The sequence below is a fragment of the Streptomyces sp. 4N124 genome (assembly GCF_052245395.1).
Classification (GTDB): domain Bacteria; phylum Actinomycetota; class Actinomycetes; order Streptomycetales; family Streptomycetaceae; genus Streptomyces.
Genome location: NZ_JBQQBS010000083.1, coordinates 14786 through 34738 on the forward strand (window position 1 = coordinate 14786; position 19953 = coordinate 34738).

Below are 19953 nucleotides of genomic sequence, written 5' to 3' on the forward strand. Positions count from 1 at the left end.
GCGCACACCATGGCAGGAAAGCCGAAGCCGAGGACCGGGGGCGCCCCGGTGGGGCGGCGCGCGATGCTGGGCATGCTCGGCGCGGGCGCCGCGGGGCTCGCCGCCGCGCCTTATTTCCAGCGCGGCTGGGAGGGGTTCCTCGCCAAGGCCTCGGAGGTCGACGCCACGGGCCTGACCGGTCTGCTGCCTAATCCGGGCGGCTTCCGGTACTACAGCGTCGTCGGCTCGGTGCCGCACAAGGATGAGACGAATTATGAACTCACGGTCGGCGGACTGGTGGAGCAGCCGAAGACCTACACGCTCGACGCGTTGCGCGCGATGCCGCAGACCCGGGTCGTCCATGACGTCGTGTGCACCGACGGGTGGCGTGTCGAGAAGACACCGTTCGAGGGTGTCAAGCTCGCGGACATCCTCGACGACGCCGGGGTGCGTTCTCCGGGCGCGGCGATCCGGTTCACCTGCTTCGACGGCGCCTACAGCGAGAGCCTCACCCTGGAACAGGCACGCCGCTCGGACGTCCTGGTGGCGCTGAACATGCAGGACAAGCTCATCACCCACGCGCACGGCGGACCGGTCCGCCTCTACGTGGCCCCCATGTACTTCTATAAGTCGGCCAAGTGGCTGTCCGGTATCTCGGTCACCGAAGAGGTCGTCCCCGGCTACTGGGAGGAGCGAGGTTATGCGGTCGACGGCTGGCTCGACGGAGCCGACCGACACAGCGACGCGGCCTGAACACGACGGCCGGGTACGCCGGTTCAGCACTGCCGAGCGCATGGTCCACCGGGCCACGGGCTATCTGATGCTGCTGTGCCTGGTCACCGCAGCCTGTCTCTACCTCGGGCCGGTGGCCCAACTCGTCGGACGGCGGCACCTGATGGTCACGGTCCACGAGTGGTCCGGCATCTCGCTGCCTCTGCCCTTCCTGCTGGGGCTCCTCTCTCCCGCCTTCCGCGCGGACCTGCGCAGGCTGAACCGCTTCGCGGTGTATGACCGGCAGTGGCTGCGCGCCGGCCGCAGGCGCCGGACCTCGCCCGAGGGTCGCCCGGCCGGCAAGTTCAACGCGGGCCAGAAGCTCTATGCGGGCTGGATCGCCGGGGCCGTGCTGGTGATGATGTTCACCGGCCTGCTGATGTGGTTCATGGGGCTGCTGCCCTTCATCTCCCGCACCAGCGCGATCTTCGTCCACGACATCGTGGCGTGGGCGATCACTTTCGTCGTGCTCGGTCACATGCGCAAGGCCTTCGAGGACCCTGAGGCGAGGCTGGGGATGCGCACCGGATACGTCAGCCGGTCGTGGGTGCAGCGGTATCACTCGCGGTGGCTGAAGGAGGAGCACGTGGGTGACGTGTCCGAGCGGCGGACCGTCGAATGACCTAACACGTCCGTCATGGAGCTCGGGTGGTGCTCCTGGGTATGGACCGTCAACTGACTGTGGTCAGGATGTGTGGTGTGCGGCCAGAGTGGGTCCGGGGCGGGGTGACGGGATCACTTGTTCACCGGAGTTCGACCACCCCCCTTCGTCACCGGCTTAACTGGTGATAGCGTCCGGATCGGTCTTCGGCCCCGCCTCATGTGACGTGCATATGTGTCGCCGTGGTCAGCACACACCTCCTTCTTCGATGGGAAACCAATGAGACGACTTCTGACTGTCCTCGCGGCCGGCGTGCCGCTGGCCGCGGCGGTGTACCTGCCGACCGCCTCGGCGGAGTCCCAGGACGGTTCCGCCGCCACGACGTTCGCCTGTACGGCGCCGTCCGTGAAGGCGCCGACCGGGACCAAGGTGGAGTCCGTGACTGCGGTCAGCCAGGAGGGCGGCACCATCACCGGTACCGGCGCTCTGGGCGGTTCGGTCTCCGGCGTCCCCGCCTACTGCGAGGTGACGGTCACCCTCACCCACCCGGGCGACGGTGACCACGCCAAGGTGCGGACCTGGCTGCCCGTCACCGGCTGGAACGGCCGTTTCCAGGGGATCGGCGGCGCCGCCTACCTGGCCGGCGACAACGGCGTCGGCCTGGGCACTGCGGTCAAGAACGGCTACGCCGCCGTCTCCACCGATGCCGGTGTCGGCGACGCCCTGGACACCACATGGGCGCTGAACAGCGAGGGCCAGGTCAACACTGCGCTGCTGAAGAACTTCGCCTCCCGCTCCCAGCACGAGGCGGCGGTCGTCGGCAAGGATGTCGTCAACGGGATCTACGGCAAGGGTCCCGCCTACTCCTACTTCACCGGCTGCTCCACCGGCGGACGCCAGGGTTACATGGAGGCCCAGCGCTACCCCGACGACTACGACGGCATCCTCGCCGACGCTCCCGCCGTCAACTGGGACGAGTTCGAGGTCGCCACCCTGTGGCCGCAGGTGGTCATGGGCAACGAGAAGAACTACCCGTCCAAGTGTGAGTTCGACGCCTTCACCAACGCCGCCGTCAAGGCCTGCGACTCCCTCGACGGCGTCAAGGACGGCCTGGTCAACGACCCGTCCCGCTGCGACTTCGACCCGCGCCGGCTGATCGGCACCAAGGTCGTGTGCGAGGGCAAGGAGCTGACCATCACGGCGGCCGACGCGACCGTCGTGCGCAAGATCTGGGACGGCCCGCGCACCACTTACGGCAGCAAGCTGTGGCCCGGCGTCCCGATCGGTGCCGACATCTCTGCGCTGGCCGGCGTCAACGGGCCCGACGCCGACGGCAACGTCACGGGCGCACCGTTCAAGGTGCCCGCCGACTGGGTCAAGCTCTGGGTGGCGAAGGATCCCTCTCTCGACATCTCGAAGATCACCTACAGCCGGTTCACGCAGCTGTTCAAGCAGTCCCAGGCCGAGTACGACAAGGTCATCGGCACGGACGACCCGGATCTGTCCGGCTTCCGCGCGTCCGGCGGCAAGCTGCTGACCTGGCATGGCCAGGCCGACCAGTACATCCCCACCCAGGGCACCGTGAAGTACCGCGAGCAGGTCGAGCGGGAGATGGGCGGAACCGAGCGAGTCGACGACTTCTACCGTCTCTTCCTCGCCCCGGGTACCAACCACTGCGGCCTCAACGGCTTCGACGGCTCGGCCGACGGCCTCGCCGCGCTGACCGCCTGGGTCGAGCACGGCAAGGCGCCCAGGACCCTGCCGGCCACCCTGATCAACGACTCCCAGCAGAGCGTCACCCGCGACCTGTGCAGCTACCCCCAGGTGTCCCGCTACAAGGGCTACGGCGACCCGGCCGTCGCCTCCAGCTTCACGTGCATCTCCCCGTCCCGGCACTGACCGGGTCGACGACCCCCTGACCTGAGAAAGGCCGAACCCACATGAGTACGCAGACATCGACGCCGGTGCAACCGGCGGCCGCCACGGACGAACGCTCCTCCCTGCTGAGGCTGTACCTGGGCCGCGGTGTCCTGGCCCTGGCGTGGGCCCTGGCGTTCGCCGGAGCCCACGAGGACGTCGACGCTGTGGCGATCACGCTGCTGGTCGTCTACCCGCTGATCGACGCGGTGTCCTCACTGATCGACTACCGGGCGCTGGCCGACGGGTCCGAGCGCCGGGTCACGGCGTTCAACGGGGTGCTGAGCACGTTGGCCGCCATCGCGGTCGGTGTCGCCGGGGCCGGTGGCGTGGCGCCGGTGCTCCATGTGTTCGGCGCCTGGGCCGTCATATCCGGTGTCGCCCAGGTGGCGGTCGGGCTCAAGCGGCGCGGCCCCGAGCTGGGCAAGCAGTGGCCGATGCTGATCGCGGGCGGGCTGTCCTTCCTCGTCGGTATCTCCTACAACATCCAGGCCGCGGGCAGCGATCCCTCGCTCGACGTACTGTCTGTCTACGCCACGGGCGGCGGCGTGTTCTTCGTCGCGCAGGCGGGCCTGCTGGGCTGGAAGGCCCGCCAGCTGCGCAGCCGGACCGTCTGACGGACGTACCGCATCTGCTCCGTCCCGGTCCGCGCCTTCACGGCGCGGGCCGGGACGTTTCTCATGTCGTCAGCCGACGCGGTAGCGCACCGGAATGGTCAGCACGCCGCGGATGATGCCGGAGCCGATCCACTCCAAGGACTCCGCCGGGGCGGCGAGTTCGAGTTCGGGGACGCGGGCGAGCAAGGTACGCAGGGCGATGGCCGTCTCCAGGCGGGCGAGCCCGGGCGCCCAGGCAGTAGTGGATGCCGTGCCCGAAGGCCAGATGACGGGCGCCCGGCCGGGTCACGTCGAGAGCGGCCGGATCGCTGTCCTCTGCTTGCGGGGGCGTCGCGCCCTGCCGCACAGAGAGCGACGACGATCATGCTGCCCCGGGGGATCGGCACCCCGCCCAGTTCGATGTCATGCGCCGCGTAGCGGCTGGTGGAGCGCTCGACCGAGGTGTCGTAGCGCAGGAGCTCCTCCACCGCGCCAGGCTTCAGTTCAGGCCGCTCGCGCAACAGCCGTAGCTGATCGGGGCGTTGCCCAGCAGGTTCACGGTGCTCTCGTGACCGGCGACGACCAGCATCATGGCCGTGCCCACGAGTTCCTCCTCGGTCAGCCGGCCGTCCTCCCGGTCGCGTACGGCGACCAGGGCCGACAGTAGATCGTCCTCCGGCCGGCGGCGTTTGTCCGCGACGAGGTCGGCCAGTAGCCCGTGCAGACCGGCCAGCGCCGGGCGGTGCTCGGGCGAGGCCACCCGGAGCGGTGGTGCTCCTCGGGGATGCCCAGGAGTTCGGCGATGACCGTGCCTGGCAGCGGGGCGTTGAACGCCTCGACGAGGTGGGCCTCGCCCGCAGGCGGCGGCGCCAGTTCGGCCGTACGGCGTGGGATGAAGGCGGCCGAGGCCAGCCGGCGCAGCCGGGTGTGCTCCGGCGGGTCGGCCTCCATCATCTGCGCGCCGAGCCCGACCGACGGTTTGCTCAGGACGTAGCCGGCGGCGGGCGTGGCGTCCTTGAGCAGGGCAGGGTGGAACTCGGCCGGGTGGATGGGCCCAGCTCCCGCAGCCGGGCGTACTGGGCGGGGGGCGTCCGCCTTGAAGGCGGGATCGATGACGACCCTGCCGTCCTGGTACGGGCATTCCTCGTGAGGGCTCATGACGCGTCTTTCCCCGTGAGCGTTCAGGCGGCGGACGCGGAGCCGGACACGTCTGAGGGGCATGCGCACCGCGCATGCCCCTCAGACGCCGGAGAACTCAGTTGTCACTGTTGAAGATGGTCAGCACGCGCAGCACCTCCAGGTAGATCCACACCAGTGTCATGGTGAGACCGAAGGCGGCCAGCCACGCCTCCTCGCGCGGGGCGCCGTAGGCAACGGCGTCCTCGACCTGCTTGAAGTCCATGGCGAGGAAGGCCGCGCCGAGCAGGATGCCAATGGCGCCGAAGAGGATGCCGAGGCCGCCGCTGTGGAAGCCGAGGCCGTTGCCCGCGCCGAAGGCGGAGAACAGGAGGTCGGCGACGAGGAGCAGCAGGAAGCCGGTCGCGGCGGCGGCGACGAAACCGCTGAACCTCTGGGTCACCCGGATCCAGCGCATCCGGTACGCGACGAGCACACCCGCGGACACCGCGAAGGTGCCGAGCACCGCCTGCACGACCACACCCGGCGCGATGTAGGTCGAGACCGTGCTGGAGAGCACGCCGAGGAAGACACCCTCGAACGCCGCGTACCCGAGGATCAGCGCCTGGGACGGAGTCCGCCTGAAGGACTGGACCAGCGACAGGACGATGGCGACGAGTGCCGCGCCCAGGGCGATGCCGTAGGACCGGCCGATGTTCGCCTCGTCGACGGGCAGCAGGAGCCAGGACAGTACTGCCGCCAGGGCCACGGTGCCGAGCGTCGTGGCGGTACGGACGATGACGTCGTCCATCGTCACCGCGGTCCCGTCGGTCCGCGGTGACGTGTCGGCACCGGGGGCGTAGGGGTTGCTCGCGTAGTCGTCCGCCATCCGGCTTCCGACCGCGGCACCCACCGGCCGGTGTGCGTAGGTGTCTGCCGGGCCGGCGTCACGGGCGGCACCCCAGCGGGAAAAGATCGGGTTGCTGGTCCTCACGTCATTCCTCTCGTCCGCCGCGCACTCGCGGCCTGCGGCAAAGCGTTGTCATCGGGGGCCCAGGGCGGCATACGTGTGCCGTTGGCCACGCACTGGGCCGACTACGGCAACCCCGTGCGTCACCACTTTGACAGGTGACGCTGCGGGAAGCAAGTAGTCGTGTGCGCACCCGGTGACGGTCATTCGGAGTGCGTTCCCGGGCTGCCGAGCAGCTCCATGAGGAAGCCGTCCCAGTTCAGACCGTCCATCTCCGCCTCGGCCGAGGTGATCTGGTACGTCGCGTCGAGCCACTCGGCCAGCGGCGCGGTGGGCACCTCGAACAGGGCCTCCACCTCCTGCGATTCGAGAAGCAGCCAGGACGAGGGCCGCTCCCTGGGCAGCGCCGGCCACATCCGCACATCTGCGCAACCGCTCATCGACGTCAAGCCGTGATGCAGGAGTTCGCGGCCGATGCGCCAGATGAGGCTCGGTCCTCGTTCCGCCAGGAACTCGACCGTGATCACCGCGGGCATGTCCGGGTCGAAACGGAACTCCGCACGGATCGGCAGCGGGGTGAACTCGTCGAGCATCTGGTCGAGGTTCAGGAACAGCGAAGGCACGAGCTCGGGCGCCGTACGCGCCCGCAGGGGTGACTGATCGCGGTGCATGACAGGAGGTCCCCTCCGTCGGACGAAGTCTGCGCCTACACTCTTCGCCGGGAACAGAACCCGCACATCGGTCACTTGACGGTCAAACGACCCCGCCCGTGAGGGGTGTGGCAGCACGCTGGAGCCCCAGGAGCGGCCCCCGGAAGCGTCGAACGCGCTGGACGGGAGGTGACGTAAGTCAATTGGCTGCGGAGGCCGCAAGCCGACGAGCGGGAACACGTTTCTCGAAAACGCGAACCCCCACCTGCGGTCGGGGGTGGAACGGCCGCAGGCGGGGGCGTGTGCGGGAGTGCCGCGGTGTCAGGTCACGGGTGGGAGGCTGGGTCCCGTGGTGCCCAGCTGCTCGGTGGACACGATGGGTGGCACCGGCCAGGTCACGTCCTTGGGCGGCCAGGACTGTCCGGTCGCCTTCAGGAAGTCGGCCGGTGGCTCGTACAGCGGTGGCTGGTTTCCGTCCGGGATCATCGAGGCCCACGTGAGGCCCTCGGTACGGTCCTTGAACTCCTGTTTCATCGTGTCCAGCAGGTTCGGCTGTTCGAGCAGGTCGATCGCGCCTGCCGCCAGATAGCGGGCGGCGGACAGCAGTGCCTGGTGGCCGATGTGGGTGGCCGCGGTCGCGGTGACACCCCAGTTGTGATTCGGAATGCCCGGCGGGTAGGTCGCGGACAGCAGCACGGCGGTGGGCGCCTGCCAGCTGATGTCGGCGGTGTCGGTGGCCAGACCGCCGGTGTAGGCCGCCGCCGGAGGAGCCAGCGGGGTCAGATCGGTCGGCATGCCCACCTCGGGTTTGCCCAGCGACTTCTGGACCGCCTTCGCCAGGGTGTGGTCGGCGTCCGTGAACCTCGGGGCGCCGATCCGCCGCATGTTGTCGTTGAGCAGCTCCGCGCCGGCCTTGTTGGCCAGCAGGTTCCACGTCCCGGAGTGGAACTTGTGCACCAGACGGGTCTGGCTGGCCTGGGCGGCGGCCTTGCCGCACTCCACGATCTTGTCGTACAGCACTCGGGCGCGGGCCGGGCTCCCCTCCCGGACGAAGAACCAGATGGAGCACATATCCGGGGTCACGTTCGGGGCGCCGCCGCCGTTGATGATCGCGTAGTGGAAGCGACCGGACGGGGCGACGTTCTTCTCCCGCAGGTACTCCGACATCGTCGCCATCAGCAGGGCGCCGTCCAGACCGCTCTTGTTGCCGAGCGGGGTGCCGCCGTGGCCGGAGGCGCCGAGGAAGGTGAAGGTGGCCGATATCAGCGCGCTGGTGGTGTTCCAGAAAGGCACCGTGATGTTGAACGGGTGCCAGTCCAGGAAGGCGTCCAAGCCGTCGTACACACCCTCCTTGACCGCGTACGCCTTGCCGACGAGTTGTTCCTCGCCCGCGCTGCCGAACAGCTTGACCCGGGCCTTGAGCCCATGGGTGCGGATGGCCCGCGCGACCGCGATCGCGGCGGCGGTGCCACCCGCGCCCAGGGTGTTGTGGGCATCGCCGTGGCCGGCGCCGTACGTCGGGCCGTAGGCGTCGTAGTTGTAGATCAGCGGGTCGTGGGTGCCCACGCCCCTCTTCTGCGACAGGCCCGGCAGGGCGTCGTACTCGGCGTTGAAGCCGAGGACGGGGCCCTCGGTGCCGTAGGTGGCGACGAACGCGGTCGGGAAGCCGGCGGGGCCCCATTCGATGGTGAAGCCATTGTCCTTGAGGAGCTTGGCGTGGGCGAGGGAGGACTTCCACTCGCGCAGCGACAGCTCCGCGTGCTGCCACACCTCGTCGCTGAGCTTGGTGATCGTGCCCTCGTCGGCCGCGATCCAGTCCAGGGCCGTCTGCTTGGCCGCGCTCTTCTTCGCCAGCCCCGTGGGCGCCCGGTACGTGGTGGGGGAGACCCCGGTCCGTTCGTCGTACCCGAGGGTCGCGGCGAGCACCGGGTCGGCCTGGAGGATGGCCGCTGTGGTGGCGGTGGCGCCCAGTCCGAACATCTTCAGGAGGCGTCGGCGGCCGGGGTGTAAGTCGTTCACGTCAGTCTCGTTCCTCGGAGTGTGAGGGAAGCGCCGGACGACCGGCTCCAGCACATGTGGTCATGACATGTCACCAAGGATCATATGTGTCTACGTGGAATCCGCGGCCGCATCGAGGGTTCGTCCGCGACCGCCGAACCGGACCCTAGGGTCCGGTACTATGGTGGCCGGACCCTCGGGTCCGCTTATGCGTCCCTCCGCAACCGAAGGACACACCCACGATGAGTCACGTACATATCTCCGATGCCCTCCGCGCCCTGGTCTTCGAGCCCGACCCCGCAGTGGAACTGCACGAGGTCCTCGACCACTACTACGCCCCGGACTACACGCATCGCAGCGATGGAAGGACGGTGAACCGCGACGAGTTCACGCAGATGGTCGCGGGCATCCGCGGCCAGGTCGCCGAAGGCACGGTCACCGTGCTCGACGAGGTGACCGACGGCGACACTTACGCCGAACGGCACGTCTTCCGCATCACCCTGAGGAACGGGACCACCCAGACCCGGGAGATCGCGATATTCGGCACACTCGCCGAGGACGGCCGCTTCCGGCACCTGAGCGAGACGGGGTTCGACGTCGAGCCCGACCGGACCGTCTGAGCCACCCACGATCGGAGGACCACCATGCCCCGTCTCACCGACCCGGACCCCGCCTCGTTCCCGGACGAGGTCGCCACATTCCTCGGCAAGCTGCCGCCCGACCCGATGGTCAAGATGATGTCCCACTCGGCGGGCACCGTGAAGCCCTTCGTCGAGTTCGCCAGGACACTGTTCACCGCGCTGGAGCTGCCGGCCCGCGCGCGCGAACTGGTGATCCTCACCGTCGCCGCCCACACCGACGGCACGTTCGTCGCGGCCCAGCACGATCCCATGGCACAGTCGGCCGGCGTCGACGAGCGGACCCGTCAGCTCGTCAGCGAGCGGCAGATCGACAGCCCGGAGCTGTCCGAGGCTGACCGGGCTCTTATCCGGTACACCGCCGAGGTGGTGCGGCACCCACGCGTCTCCGACGAGGTCTTCGCCGAGGCCCGCCGGTTCCTCAGCAATCGCGAACTGGTCGAGGTGCTGCAAGTGGTCGGCTACTACTGGTCGTTCGGGCGGATCGCCACCGTGCTGAACGTCGAGGTGACCAAGGTGTATGACGACGAACCGGTGCTCAAGACCGGCGCCTGACATCCGAGGCCGGCTCTTCCGAGGGGTGGCGCGGCGCCTGCATCCGACAGAGGCGCCGGGTCGATACGGATCGTCGCGGCCCGCGCCTCCGTGCTTGCCATGAGGGCGTCGGCCGGTCGGCCGTACTTGTCGCGGAAGGCGGCATTGAGTTCGGCGGGTGGTGCGAGGTCGCGGGCCGTGAGCAGGACATCGCGGGTGGCGGCGCCCACCTGGATCGTTCCGTGGCCGTGTTCCCGAGCCGCCCGGTACCAGCGGGAGTGGACACCCCGGTAGGCGCGGACGTACAGCTCGCCGTCGACAACCACCATGCCGATCTCCACACCCGGGTGAGGGCCGTCTCCGGCGGTCAGGACGAGGGAGTACGTCTCGGAGAGCAGGGCCAGGTCCTCGGACGTCCACGTGGTCATCGCGTCAGGTCCTCTGTGTGGTCGGTGCCTGGCTCCTCGGCGGTCCAGGAGGAGAGGATGCGCAGGGCGTCGTGGGAGGGGCTGCCGGACTCGGCGGTCAGGATCATCAGGCGCTGTCCGGAGTTGTCGGGGCTCGCCCAGGTGTCGCAGTCGAGGGTGAGGTCGCCGACCAAGGGGTGGCGGTAGTGCTTGGTGCCGTAGGCCGCGCTGTTGACGCGGTGTTCGGCCCACCAGGTGCGGAAGTCGGCGTCCTGGATGGACAGTTCGCCGACGAGGCGGGCGAGGTCCGGGTCGTCGGGGTAGGCCGCGACCTCCATGCGCACAGCGGCGACCGCGTCGCGGGCGTCATGGGACCACTCCTGGTGCATCGCCCGGATCGCGGGGTCGGTGAACATCAGGCGCAGGTAGTTGCGCCGGTCGGCCGGGATGGCGGCGAAGTCCGTGTACAGCGCGATGGCGGCGGAGTTCCAGGCCAGGATGTCCAGGCGTTTGCCGAGGACGAGGGCAGGGGTGTGGGTGAGCTGGTCGAGGAGGCGGCGCATGGCGGGCCGTACGCGTTGGGCAGGCCGCCGGCGGCGCGGTCGGTCGTCGGTCCGGCCGGCGAGTTCGTAGAGGTATTTCTGTTGGTCGTCGTCGAGGCGCAGGGCTTGGGCAAGGGTGATGAGGACCGGGGCGGACGCGTGGACGCGGCCCTGTTCGAGGCGGGTGTAGTAGTCGACGCTGATCGCGGCGAGCTGGGCGACCTCCTCGCGGCGCAGTCCCTTGACCCGGCGAGGGGAGTCCGTCCCGGGCAGGCCGCACTCCCGCGGATCCAGCTGCGCCCGACGGGCCTTGAGAAAGGCACCGAGGTGGGAGTCAGATGTCTGTTGCATGCTCTCCAGTGTCACACCATCGCACCGGGTACGGCACATGTGTGAGGGGGCAGGTTCTTTCCCAGGCAGAAATCTGACTCTTCCGCGGGTGGGGCGGGCGACGGAGTGTGGAGATGTGCCCGGCAGGACGCGCGACCCTCTCGGGGTCCGCCCGCCAGGGACTTGAGGCAAACATCTGTCACCTTCGCAGAAAGAGCTGTTCTCATGGCCAGGACCTCTGTCAGTTTCGAAAGCGCCGGTATCGAGATCGCGGCGCACCTCTACACCCCCGACAGCCCGGCGGCCGGGCGCCGCCCGGCACTGGTGGTCGGCCACCCCGGCACCGGGGTGAAGGAGCAGACCTCCGGTACCTACGCGCAGCTGATGGCCGAGCGCGGGTTCGTCACCCTCGCTTTCGACGCCGCCCACCAGGGCGAGTCCGGCGGCCTGCCCCGCGGGCTGGAGGACCCCGCCCAGCGTGTGGAGGACTTCAAGGCCGCCGTCTCCTACCTCACCACCCGCGACGCGGTCGACCCCGACTGCATCGGCCTGCTCGGCATCTGCGCCTCCGGCGGCTACTCGCTGGCTGCCACCGGCGGCGATCACCGCGTCAAGGCCGTCGCCACCGTCTGCACCGCAGAACCCGCCCGCCAGTTCCGCTACGGCGCTGACGGCTCCCAGGATCCGGCCGTTTTCCAGGCACTCCTGGACGCCGCCGCCCAGGCCCGCACCCGCGCCGCCCGCGGCGAGGACCCCGGCGTGCTGACGATGTTCCCCGACACCGCCGAACAGGCGGGCACCCTGGGCGGCGAGCACGGTATCGAGGGCTGGGAGTACTACTGCGGCGCCCGCGGTTACCACGAGCGCTCCGCGAAGTACCTCACCTGGGACAGCATCGACAAGATGGCCTCCAGTGACGTCTTCCGCGCCGTCCCCCTCATCGGCCCCCGCCCCATGCTGCAGATCATCGGCGAACGAGCCGTCACCGCATGGATGGCCATCGAGGCTCACCAGGCCGCCACCGGGCCGAAGGAACTCCATCGCATCCCCGGCGCCAGCCACGTCGACCTCTACTACAAGCGCGAATACATCGGCCCCGTCGTCGACAGGCTCACCGACTACTTCACCACCCACCTCGACAAGTGACCGACTGACGCCACATAGGGGGCACATGCGGGAGGGGCCGACAGCGTGACGCTGTCGGCCCCTCATCGTGTGGGCCGTGCCGCACCGTCGGCCTCGCGGATCAGGGGCCGGGAGCGCGTCACTTCGCCTGCAGGGGCCCCGCGAAGGACTTGCGCAGGGACGCGGGAGCGACCAGGGGGAGGAGTGCGGCGAGCACCTTGCCCTTGACCGTGCTCGGCTGCCGCGTCAGCTCGACGTCGACCAGAGTGCCGTCGCCCTCTGCCGTCATCCGGAAGACCCAGCCGCCGCCGGCTCCGAAGAGCTTGGAGTCGAGCGTGGTGATGGTGACCGTGTCGCCGGTCGGCTCCCATTCGTAGCGTGCGCGTTCCCATGCCGCGGCGGTTCCCTCGGTGACCTCGGCCCAGGTGCCGCCGAGTTCGTGGACCTCGAAGTGTTCGGCGTCGATGGTGGGCCAGGCCTCGGCGCGCGAGGGGCCGAAATCGGTCAGCACATCCAGCACATCCTTCGGACCGAGCTGGGAGACGAGTTGGAACCGTACGACTGCCATGGGATGTCCTCACCGAGAAGTAACCGTTCTGGCCGGTGACGAAAGATTCCCATCAGGTCCCGTCACCTGTCAAGATGGTTACTTTGGGAGGTGTTAGGTAATCTGCAAGGTGGCCGGTTCCGATCGAGCGGATCGGCTCCCCCGGGCTGCTCGGCTCCTGGTTCGTGGAGTTACTCACTGGTCAGGGCTCGTCCTGTCGACCGTCCACTGCCGCGACGCGCCTGGGCTCTGTCAGAGCAGCCGCCTTGCGGGCACGCTGCCGAAGCTGAGCGACCCTGTTCCTGGCGCCGTGCACGTGTGTCCAGCGGGGACGATCCCCTCATACGGAACCGTCCCCGCATCCCTCAACTGCGGTTCTCGGCCTGGAACATCCAGCTCTGCTTCTCCAGGTCGGCGGTCAGGCCTATCAACAGGTCCTGTGTCACGGCGTCCGCTGGACCGGTCACCTCGATGCGCTCTCGGACTCGTTCGATGACGGCGGAGAACGTCCGCACCAGAGCGTCGATGGCGTCGACGTCCTTGGTCCAGCCCGCCGCGAAGTCGGGCACACCGCTGGTGGCGGCGATCGTGGCGGCCCGCCCGTCCGGACTGACCCCCAGCGCGGCGGCGCGTTCGGCCACCGTGTCGGCGTACTCGCGCGCGGTGGTGACCACCTCATCGAGCTGTAGATGGACAGAGCGGAAGCGCGGCCCGTAGAGGTTCCAGTGCGCCTGCTTGGCCACGAGGGACAGGTCGAGCAGGTCGACCAGGGTCGCCTGCAGGGCGCTCCCCGCGATCTCGCACTCTTTGTCCGGCAGTGGGCTGTTGATAACCGTCATGGGTATGCGGTTCCTTTCCGGATTGTCGCCAGCGTCCCCATTGTCGAAGCCACAGGCCTGTCATGGATCAGTCGTTTGACTGCAGTCGGCGGGAGAAGCGACACACGACCCGTTCGAGGGGGTCGGTCATAGCGCGGGAAGGCGTCGTCGCGGGAGAGGTGACGCCAGTCGATCCACGAGCCATTGACCAGACCCGCAGATAACCCGGCGTCGAGTCGCCGTGGTTCAGCCTGAGCGATTCGCCGTCCTCGGCCGGCACGCGGTACCGGTACGTCGTGCACCGGGAGACACCGCAACCCGCGGCCGCCGCCGCGTCCGTGCCACCTGCTGGGGACCCGCGGAAAGCGCAGCGAACTCCACCCCGTCCGAGACGGACGTCTCGATCGCGCGCACAGGCCACTGTCGGGTCTGGATCAGAAGAGGGGGACACCAGGGTCGAACCCGAAGCGCACGCGGCCGGCGGCCTCCAGGAAGGGAGCGAAGTGGCTGGCGTGCTGGAGCGCCACCATCCCGTCGCGGAAGTGCCGCTCGACGGGATTGCCGTGGTCGGTCGAGGCAGCGCCGCCGAGTTCGTACATGGCCGTGAGCACCTCTCGGCTGGCCTCTGTCGCGTGGCACATCGCGGCATGCAGGGCGGCCCGCTGGTCGAGGGTGGCGGGCTCGCCATCGTCCCCGGCGGCGTCCACAGTCGCCGCCGCGGACAGCAACAGCAGCCGCGCCGCCTGGAGGGCCGCCTCCGACCGCGCGACGGTCGTCTGGGCACGAGCGGATTCCGCGAGCGTGTCACCGGTGAACGTGCTCCTGGACCTGGCGAGGGTGACGATCTCGTCGACGGCGCTCTGCGCGACTCCGAGCACCACGGCGGAGCAGCCAGGGAAGACGAGCGCGGGGATGAAGCCATGTTGGAGGGGGCGCTGGGTACGGGCCGGCACGTCGAACCTGGCGACCAGCTCCTCGGGGACCAGGACGTCGTCGACGACCACCGTGTTGCTGACGGAGCCCAGCATGCCGCCGACGTCCCCGGTGTCCAGGAGCGAGAGCTGGTCCCGGCTGAGGGCGAAGAGCCGTACGTCCGGTGTGCCCGCCTGAGTCAGTCGGGGGCTGCCGTCCTCCGCGACGACGGCGACCACGACGAGCCAGTCCGCTCGGTCGACGCCGCTGACGCGCTTCCAGGTGCCCGAGAGACGGTAGCCGCCCTCGGTCACCACCGCAGTGCCAGGATGGTCGGCGTTTGCGAAGATCGGATCGGGGCCGTCTGCCCAGATCCGGGCGTTGCCGGCCTCGCCGAGCAGCGCGGCGAGGAACCCCCAGTTGGTGTTCCACACGACCCACGCCACCGAGGCGTCGAGACGTCCGAAGCCCTCGTACACCTTCAGGACTGTCTCCAGAGGTGCTTCGAAACCCCCCAGCTCGCGCGGGGTGAGCAGCCGGAAGGCACCGCTGTCGCGCAGCTCCTGAATCAGCTTCTCGGGCAGGTCACGACCGGCCTCCATCTCCTCGGCGGCGACCTTGACGGAGGCCGAGAGCAGCTCGGGAAGACGCAACGGGTCGGACTCATATGTGCTCATGGGTTCTCCAACGTGGGAAATCGGCAAGGGTGAATACCCGCATACGCTGAAGACACGTGTTTCGATCGCTGTGAGGTTCAGCGGCAGCCGCGCCCGCGATGGGGAGATGAACAAAGTCCACGCGTGCCGGCTCAGATCAGTCCCCGGGCGGCGGCCCTGACCCCCGCCTGGAAACGGGTGTCGGCTCCCAGCCTGGTCAGGACGGCGGCGATGCGCCGGGTGGCAGTCCGGGTGCTGCAACCCAGCTGGCGGGCGATGGCCTGGTCCTTGAGCCCGGCCTTGAGCATGCCGAGGAGCAGGATGTCGTCCGCGCCGAGGGTGTCGTCCTCGGTGGGCCCCCCGCCGGACATCGGCTCGGCGCGGGCCCAGTAGGCCTCGTAGAGTTCCATCAGGGCGTCGAGCATGGCGGACGGGTGGATGACGACGAGGTCGTCGTAGACCGGGCCGGACAGCGGGACCAGGGCGACCCGCTTGTCAATGATGTGCAGCTTGAACGGCAGGGACGGCAACAGCCTGGACTGCTCGCCCAGTTCGGCGAGTCTGAGGAGCGTGGCGAACCGTCCGGGGCGCTCCATCGACTGCGGGCAGTAGATCGAGCGCACCTCGATGCCCCGTCCCAGCCAGGTCGCCGTGATGGCGAACTCGTCCTCGTTGCTGTGGCGTTGGCCATCGGGGCGGCCCACATAGGGCGGCCGGTCGAGGGCCCACATGTGGCTGGTCGCGGAGTTGCTCAGTTCCTCGACCCGTTCCCGGATCAGCTCGCGGTCCGACAGGACCTCCAGCAGGTTGCGCGGATCGGCCCGCAGCCGCCCGTCCCAGTAGCGCTCGGCGAGCCGGTCGATCTCCGTCCGGGCCGAGGCCAGCGCCGTCTCCACCTCGAACTGCCGCCTGGCCAGCAGGGGCAGCAGCGCGGCCTGGGGGTTCGTCGCCTGAAAACAGCCGCGGCCGGCGGCGCGCAGGAGTCCGAGTTCCGTGAGCCGGGCGACGGACCGGTGAACATGGTCCGCCGATGTTCCCAGGGATGCGGCGAGGTCCGAGACGAGCACAGGTCCCTGGTCCAGGAAGCACCGGTAGATACGTTCATCAGGCTCGGAAATGCCTAGTGCTGTAAGCACCTGTACATGCCTCCGTCAGCTCGGCATCCGCTCAGGATGTGGACCACTTCTGGTTGACACCGCCGGAGCAGGACCACAACTGGAGCCGAGTGCCGTTCGCTGTGCCGTTGTCGCGCACGTCCGTGCACTTGTCAGCGAGCCTGCTCACCAGGTCGTGGTCGGAGTTCAGTACGAACCGCTGCGCCGGACTTCCGTTGCAGGAAGCGAGTTCGAGGTCCGCGCCGTCGGCTGTCGAGCCGCCCGCGAGCTGCACGCACAGGCCGAGAGCGCGCATGGTCCCGTCCGTGAACGTCCAGTGCTGCGAGGCGGAGTCCGAGCAGTCCCAGATCATCAGTTTCGCGCCCCGCGCTGCATTTCCGTCCACGACGTCGATGCAGCGCTGCGTGGCATGACTCAACACCTTCACACCCGGTGCCGGAGCGGTCGTCCTGGTCCCGGTCGGGTCCTTCGCCGGGGTGGGGGCGTGCTTGCCTGGAGACGCCGAGACCTCGTTGGACGCGCTGCTCTTGGGCGAGGCGGATGTGGACTTCCCGGAACCGTCGGGCTTCTTGCCGGCGCCGATAGTGGGAGCGCTCGCCGAAGGCACCGGCACACGGCCGAGCCCGTCGACTACGTCTGTGCCGTATTCACCGGAGTCGACGGCCACCGACGGCGCGTCACGCTGGTCGTCGTCGTGACTGCCGACCAGGCCCAGGGTCAGCAGGACACCGCTCGCCGCCAGCAGCCCCACGATGCCCACGACGCCGAGCGCACCACGGAATCCCTCGCGCCGGGCCTTGTCGCCGGTTGGTGGGGCGGTGGCCGGTGTGGGGCCGGTGTCCGGGGCGTCGGCAGCCCGGGCCCTGTTCCCCCGGGACCCGAGCGAGGAGATCTGGGTGAGCCGGGGCAGGGAGGCGGCTCTAGCGTCGGGGGTTTGGTCACTGTTCCCCGGCGCGGTCGGCTCCATGGCACTGGCCGTGGCACCAGCCTGGGCGGGCCCGGAACCGGCACTGGCCGGCCTGGCGCTGCCCGGGACTCTTTTGGGGAGGTCCCCCGCCGGGGGAGTGTGTGGAGGCTTCATGGGAATCCTTTCCGGCGGAGCCGGATCATGGGCGGCGAGTGACGACTCAAATGGGCGCGTGGGGCCGCGCGGCCGAGGACACCGGACCGCATACGAACGCCGTCCGACCTCAAGGTCGGACGGCGTTCGTATGCACGGTGTCCGATCCTGAAGCCGGCTAGGCCCAGCAGCCGTTCACGGTCGCGGCGAGGCCGTCCATCGCATCCTTGATGTCGTTCGGAGCGGCCGTGGAGCCGTTCTCGACGAAGGAGAACACTCGCCATTCGCCGTCGTCGGTTCGGGTCAGACCGCTCAGGGCGACGGCACCTGTGAGGGTGCCGGTCTTCGCCTGCACCTTGCCGACCGCGCACTGGGAGTTCGGGTCGTCGAACCGGCCCCACTCCGGACCGAGGGTGGAGCCCGCCTCACCCGCGACCGGCAGGCCGTCCAGGATGGAACCCAAGGTGTACGCGTAGCGGGGCTCGGTGAGCAGTTCGAGGATCTGCGCGAGGGTGGCCGCCGGAATGCGGTCCGTGCGGGACAGACCGCTGCCGTCGTGGATCTCGAAGTGGTCGAGGGAGACGCCGTAGCGGTGGCTGAGCACCTGGCGCACGACCTCGGTGCCGCCCTCGAAGGTGGCGGGGCGTCCTGCGCCAAGGGCGGTCATCCGCAGCAGGGTCTCGGCGATGTTGTTGTCGCTGGTCTTGAGCATCTTCTTGACGATGTCCGCCAGCGGGGCCGACGTGTGGCGTGCTACGGGCACGTCGGTGCGGGCTGCCGAACCGCGTGTGACGTCACCGTCGACGGTGATGCCGTCCTCGGCGAGCAGCTTGGCAAAAGTCTGCCCGGCGTCGATGGAGGTGTCCTGGACGCCGCGTCCGTCGACGACCAGGGCGCGGACCGGGGCGACGGAATCCGGGTAGTAGCCCTCGTTCCAGCCGTCGGCCAGGGTCGGCGCGGGGAACAGGCTGTCGTCCACGGCGACCTTCACCGAGGTCAGTCCCGCCTTTTGCAGCCCGGCGACCGCGGTCTGCGCCATCTCGGCGAGGTCGGCGCTGAGCAGGGTGCGGTCGCCGCCGCCTACGAGGGTCAGGGTGCCGTTGCCGTAGACAACCTTGGTGGTGAACCGGTGCTCCGGGCCCAGGACCGTCAGCGCTGCGGTCGACGTGGCCAGCTTGACGTTGGAGGCGGGCATCAGCGCGGTGGCGCCGTTGTGGTCCCACAGGGTGCTGTCGGAGTCCGCGTCGAGCACCACACCGCTCACGTCGGAGCCCAGCCGCTGGTCGAGCACCCGGGTGTCCAGGTTCGCGGCCATCTGCTGGTCATCGGCGTCGGCATCCTGGGTCGCGCCGGCCGCCGTGCCCGCCGCGCTGTTGCCGGACGCGGCGAAGGCCGAGGGCCCCGCCAGCGCGGCCGAGGTCATGGGCACCGCGATCGCGAGCACGACGGCACGCCGGACCCCGGAGCCGCCCTGTCTCGCCCTGCGGTGCCGACGTCGGCCGCCCGGTGTGAAGACAGTCGTCTGCTGTGTTTCCTCTGCCGAGTTACTCATGGAATCCCAAGGTCCGAGTACAGAAACGTGTGAGAAGAAGATCGGCGCGCACACTACCACCGTCACGTGTGGCACAGATGTCTCGCGAGGGTGTGAACCTTTGTGGGGAGTCGCTGCGTCTCCTGGACGATGGACACGTACCAGCAGGCCCGGTCGGCCGGTGAGCCCGATGACCTGGTTGTCATGAGCCTGGAGTTCAAGGCGGACGCCCAGTGACGGTACGCGTGGCTGCACGCCAAGGGCCTATTTGCCCGGGCACTTCTTCCCCGGCATCACAGGCCGAGTGGTCGTCGACCACGACCGGGCCCGTGCGCCGCTGACCCAGTCGGCGCTGCTCAAAAGAACCCGCAGCCGGCCGCGCAGATGCGGGAGGCGGCGGGTTCCTGGGGCACAAGTGCGGCACCGGGTTCGGCCGCCAGATGCTGGAGGCGGACTGCCCGAGCACACCCGGCTGCGCCGTCTGGTGTCGGGCGCCTTCTCTCCGAAGCGGTCTGCGGAACTGGAACCGCGGATCACCCGGATCGCCGATGAACTCATCGACGCCATGCCGCACGTCCGGTGAGCTCGATCTCGCCTTCCTGGTCGGCCACCCCGAGTACGCCTCGGCGGTGGCCGAACTGCACGCCTTCCTGCGCGACCTGGTCGAGGACAAGCTGCGCACCTCGGCGACGACCTGGTGTCCGCCCTCGTCGCCGCCCGGGATGAGGACGACGGCCGCCTCTCCCAGGAGGAACTTGCCAGCACGGCGGCCCTGCTGGTCATCGCCGGCCACGAGACGACCGTCAACCTCCGGAACAACGCCGTGCCGGCGCTGCTCCGGCACACCGACCAACTGTGGCTGCTGCAGGACGACCTGGGAGTCCTGCCCAACGCGATCGAGGAGTGTCTGCGCTACGACGCCTCCGTCGAGCGCACCACGAACCGTTACGCGGCCGAGGACCTGGAGCTGGGCGGAGTGTGGAGCCCCCGGGGCGGCATCGTCGCCCTGGCCCTCGCCTCCGCCGCCCTGCCTGCCGGCGGCGACCCGGACGCGCTGGACATCACCCGTCCCGGGTACCGCAAGGGGTGAGACGCGGTACGGCGTCAGAAGCCCCGGAAGACGCCGTACCGCGTCTCACC

General features: G+C 69.3%; 20 protein-coding genes and 1 pseudogene. 8 read left to right on the forward strand and 13 right to left on the reverse strand.

The annotated features are described in order from the left end of the window. Positions 1-9 precede the first annotated feature (9 nt). The 4 genes from ACTWQO_RS44430 (at position 10) to ACTWQO_RS44445 (ending at position 3885) form a co-directional block, all read left to right on the forward strand. Positions 10-732 carry a molybdopterin-dependent oxidoreductase gene (locus ACTWQO_RS44430; protein ID WP_443243086.1) on the forward strand — a complete coding sequence of 241 codons (723 nt, stop codon included), beginning with the start codon at positions 10-12 and terminating at the stop codon, positions 730-732. After that, positions 680-1372 (forward strand): cytochrome b/b6 domain-containing protein, encoded by a 693-nt coding sequence (locus ACTWQO_RS44435; protein ID WP_443243087.1) that lies wholly within the window; start codon positions 680-682, stop codon positions 1370-1372. The genes ACTWQO_RS44430 and ACTWQO_RS44435 overlap by 53 nt, the downstream gene beginning before the upstream one ends. A gap of 258 nt (positions 1373-1630) precedes the next feature. Beyond that, on the forward strand, positions 1631-3250 hold the full coding sequence (locus ACTWQO_RS44440; protein ID WP_443243088.1) for a tannase/feruloyl esterase family alpha/beta hydrolase: 1620 nt from the start codon (positions 1631-1633) through the stop codon (positions 3248-3250). Between the two features lie 41 nt (positions 3251-3291). Next, the gene (locus ACTWQO_RS44445) at positions 3292-3885 is read left to right on the forward strand and encodes a DUF308 domain-containing protein (protein WP_443243089.1); all 594 of its coding nucleotides are present in this window, start codon (positions 3292-3294) and stop codon (positions 3883-3885) included. A 389-nt stretch (positions 3886-4274) separates the two neighbouring features. Here ACTWQO_RS44445 and ACTWQO_RS44450 read toward each other — a convergent pair. From ACTWQO_RS44450 to ACTWQO_RS44470, 5 genes and pseudogenes are all read right to left on the reverse strand, one after another. Continuing rightward, positions 4275-4352: pseudogene (locus tag ACTWQO_RS44450) on the reverse strand (hypothetical protein); the annotation flags it as partial. Positions 4353-4482: 130 nt separating this feature from the next. Continuing rightward, a complete protein-coding gene (locus tag ACTWQO_RS44455) occupies positions 4483-5022 on the reverse strand; it encodes a hypothetical protein (protein ID WP_443243090.1) in 540 nt (179 codons plus the stop codon). Between the two features lie 97 nt (positions 5023-5119). After that, positions 5120-5974: a Bax inhibitor-1/YccA family protein gene (locus ACTWQO_RS44460; protein ID WP_443243091.1), complete on the reverse strand. Its 855-nt coding sequence runs from the start codon at positions 5972-5974 to the stop codon at positions 5120-5122. A 179-nt stretch (positions 5975-6153) separates the two neighbouring features. Continuing rightward, positions 6154-6621, reverse strand: coding sequence for an SsgA family sporulation/cell division regulator (locus ACTWQO_RS44465; protein WP_443243092.1), 468 nt, complete (start codon positions 6619-6621; stop codon positions 6154-6156). A 300-nt stretch (positions 6622-6921) separates the two neighbouring features. Next, positions 6922-8619: an amidohydrolase gene (locus ACTWQO_RS44470; RefSeq protein ID WP_443243093.1), complete on the reverse strand. Its 1698-nt coding sequence runs from the start codon at positions 8617-8619 to the stop codon at positions 6922-6924. Positions 8620-8840: 221 nt separating this feature from the next. Between ACTWQO_RS44470 and ACTWQO_RS44475 the strand changes: the two genes are divergently transcribed. Together ACTWQO_RS44475 and ACTWQO_RS44480 are read left to right on the forward strand one after the other, a co-directional pair. Next, positions 8841-9218, forward strand: coding sequence for a nuclear transport factor 2 family protein (locus tag ACTWQO_RS44475; RefSeq protein ID WP_443243094.1), 378 nt, complete (start codon positions 8841-8843; stop codon positions 9216-9218). Between the two features lie 24 nt (positions 9219-9242). Next, positions 9243-9791, forward strand: coding sequence for a carboxymuconolactone decarboxylase family protein (locus tag ACTWQO_RS44480; protein ID WP_443243095.1), 549 nt, complete (start codon positions 9243-9245; stop codon positions 9789-9791). Here the strand turns inward: ACTWQO_RS44480 and ACTWQO_RS44485 are convergent. Then, positions 9701-10198 carry a DUF2255 family protein gene (locus ACTWQO_RS44485; RefSeq protein ID WP_443243096.1) on the reverse strand — a complete coding sequence of 166 codons (498 nt, stop codon included), beginning with the start codon at positions 10196-10198 and terminating at the stop codon, positions 9701-9703. The genes ACTWQO_RS44480 and ACTWQO_RS44485 overlap by 91 nt on opposite strands. Next, positions 10195-11070: a helix-turn-helix domain-containing protein gene (locus ACTWQO_RS44490; RefSeq protein ID WP_443243097.1), complete on the reverse strand. Its 876-nt coding sequence runs from the start codon at positions 11068-11070 to the stop codon at positions 10195-10197. The genes ACTWQO_RS44485 and ACTWQO_RS44490 overlap by 4 nt, the downstream gene beginning before the upstream one ends. A gap of 204 nt (positions 11071-11274) precedes the next feature. Between ACTWQO_RS44490 and ACTWQO_RS44495 the strand changes: the two genes are divergently transcribed. Beyond that, the gene (locus ACTWQO_RS44495) at positions 11275-12195 is read left to right on the forward strand and encodes an alpha/beta hydrolase (protein WP_443243098.1); all 921 of its coding nucleotides are present in this window, start codon (positions 11275-11277) and stop codon (positions 12193-12195) included. A gap of 118 nt (positions 12196-12313) precedes the next feature. Here the strand turns inward: ACTWQO_RS44495 and ACTWQO_RS44500 are convergent, their stop codons facing one another. The 6 genes from ACTWQO_RS44500 to dacB form a co-directional block, all read right to left on the reverse strand. Next, positions 12314-12742: a hypothetical protein gene (locus ACTWQO_RS44500; RefSeq protein ID WP_443243099.1), complete on the reverse strand. Its 429-nt coding sequence runs from the start codon at positions 12740-12742 to the stop codon at positions 12314-12316. Between the two features lie 344 nt (positions 12743-13086). After that, complete coding sequence (locus ACTWQO_RS44505) at positions 13087-13560, reverse strand: Dps family protein (protein WP_443243100.1); 474 nt, start codon at positions 13558-13560, stop codon at positions 13087-13089. Positions 13561-13973: 413 nt separating this feature from the next. Next, entirely contained in the window at positions 13974-15128 is a 1155-nt protein-coding gene (locus ACTWQO_RS44510) for an acyl-CoA dehydrogenase family protein (RefSeq protein WP_443243101.1), read from the reverse strand. A 131-nt stretch (positions 15129-15259) separates the two neighbouring features. Continuing rightward, positions 15260-16174: a helix-turn-helix domain-containing protein gene (locus ACTWQO_RS44515; RefSeq protein WP_443243102.1), complete on the reverse strand. Its 915-nt coding sequence runs from the start codon at positions 16172-16174 to the stop codon at positions 15260-15262. A 100-nt stretch (positions 16175-16274) separates the two neighbouring features. Continuing rightward, entirely contained in the window at positions 16275-17189 is a 915-nt protein-coding gene (locus tag ACTWQO_RS44520; RefSeq protein ID WP_443243103.1) for a ricin-type beta-trefoil lectin domain protein, read from the reverse strand. 271 nt (positions 17190-17460) lie between these two features. Next, positions 17461-18834, reverse strand: a complete 1374-nt coding sequence (gene dacB, locus ACTWQO_RS44525) for a D-alanyl-D-alanine carboxypeptidase/D-alanyl-D-alanine endopeptidase (RefSeq protein ID WP_443243104.1) — start codon at positions 18832-18834, stop codon at positions 17461-17463. A gap of 676 nt (positions 18835-19510) precedes the next feature. Here dacB and ACTWQO_RS44530 point away from each other — a divergent pair. Beyond that, positions 19511-19903, forward strand: coding sequence for a hypothetical protein (locus ACTWQO_RS44530; RefSeq protein WP_443243105.1), 393 nt, complete (start codon positions 19511-19513; stop codon positions 19901-19903). Positions 19904-19953: the final 50 nt, after the last annotated feature.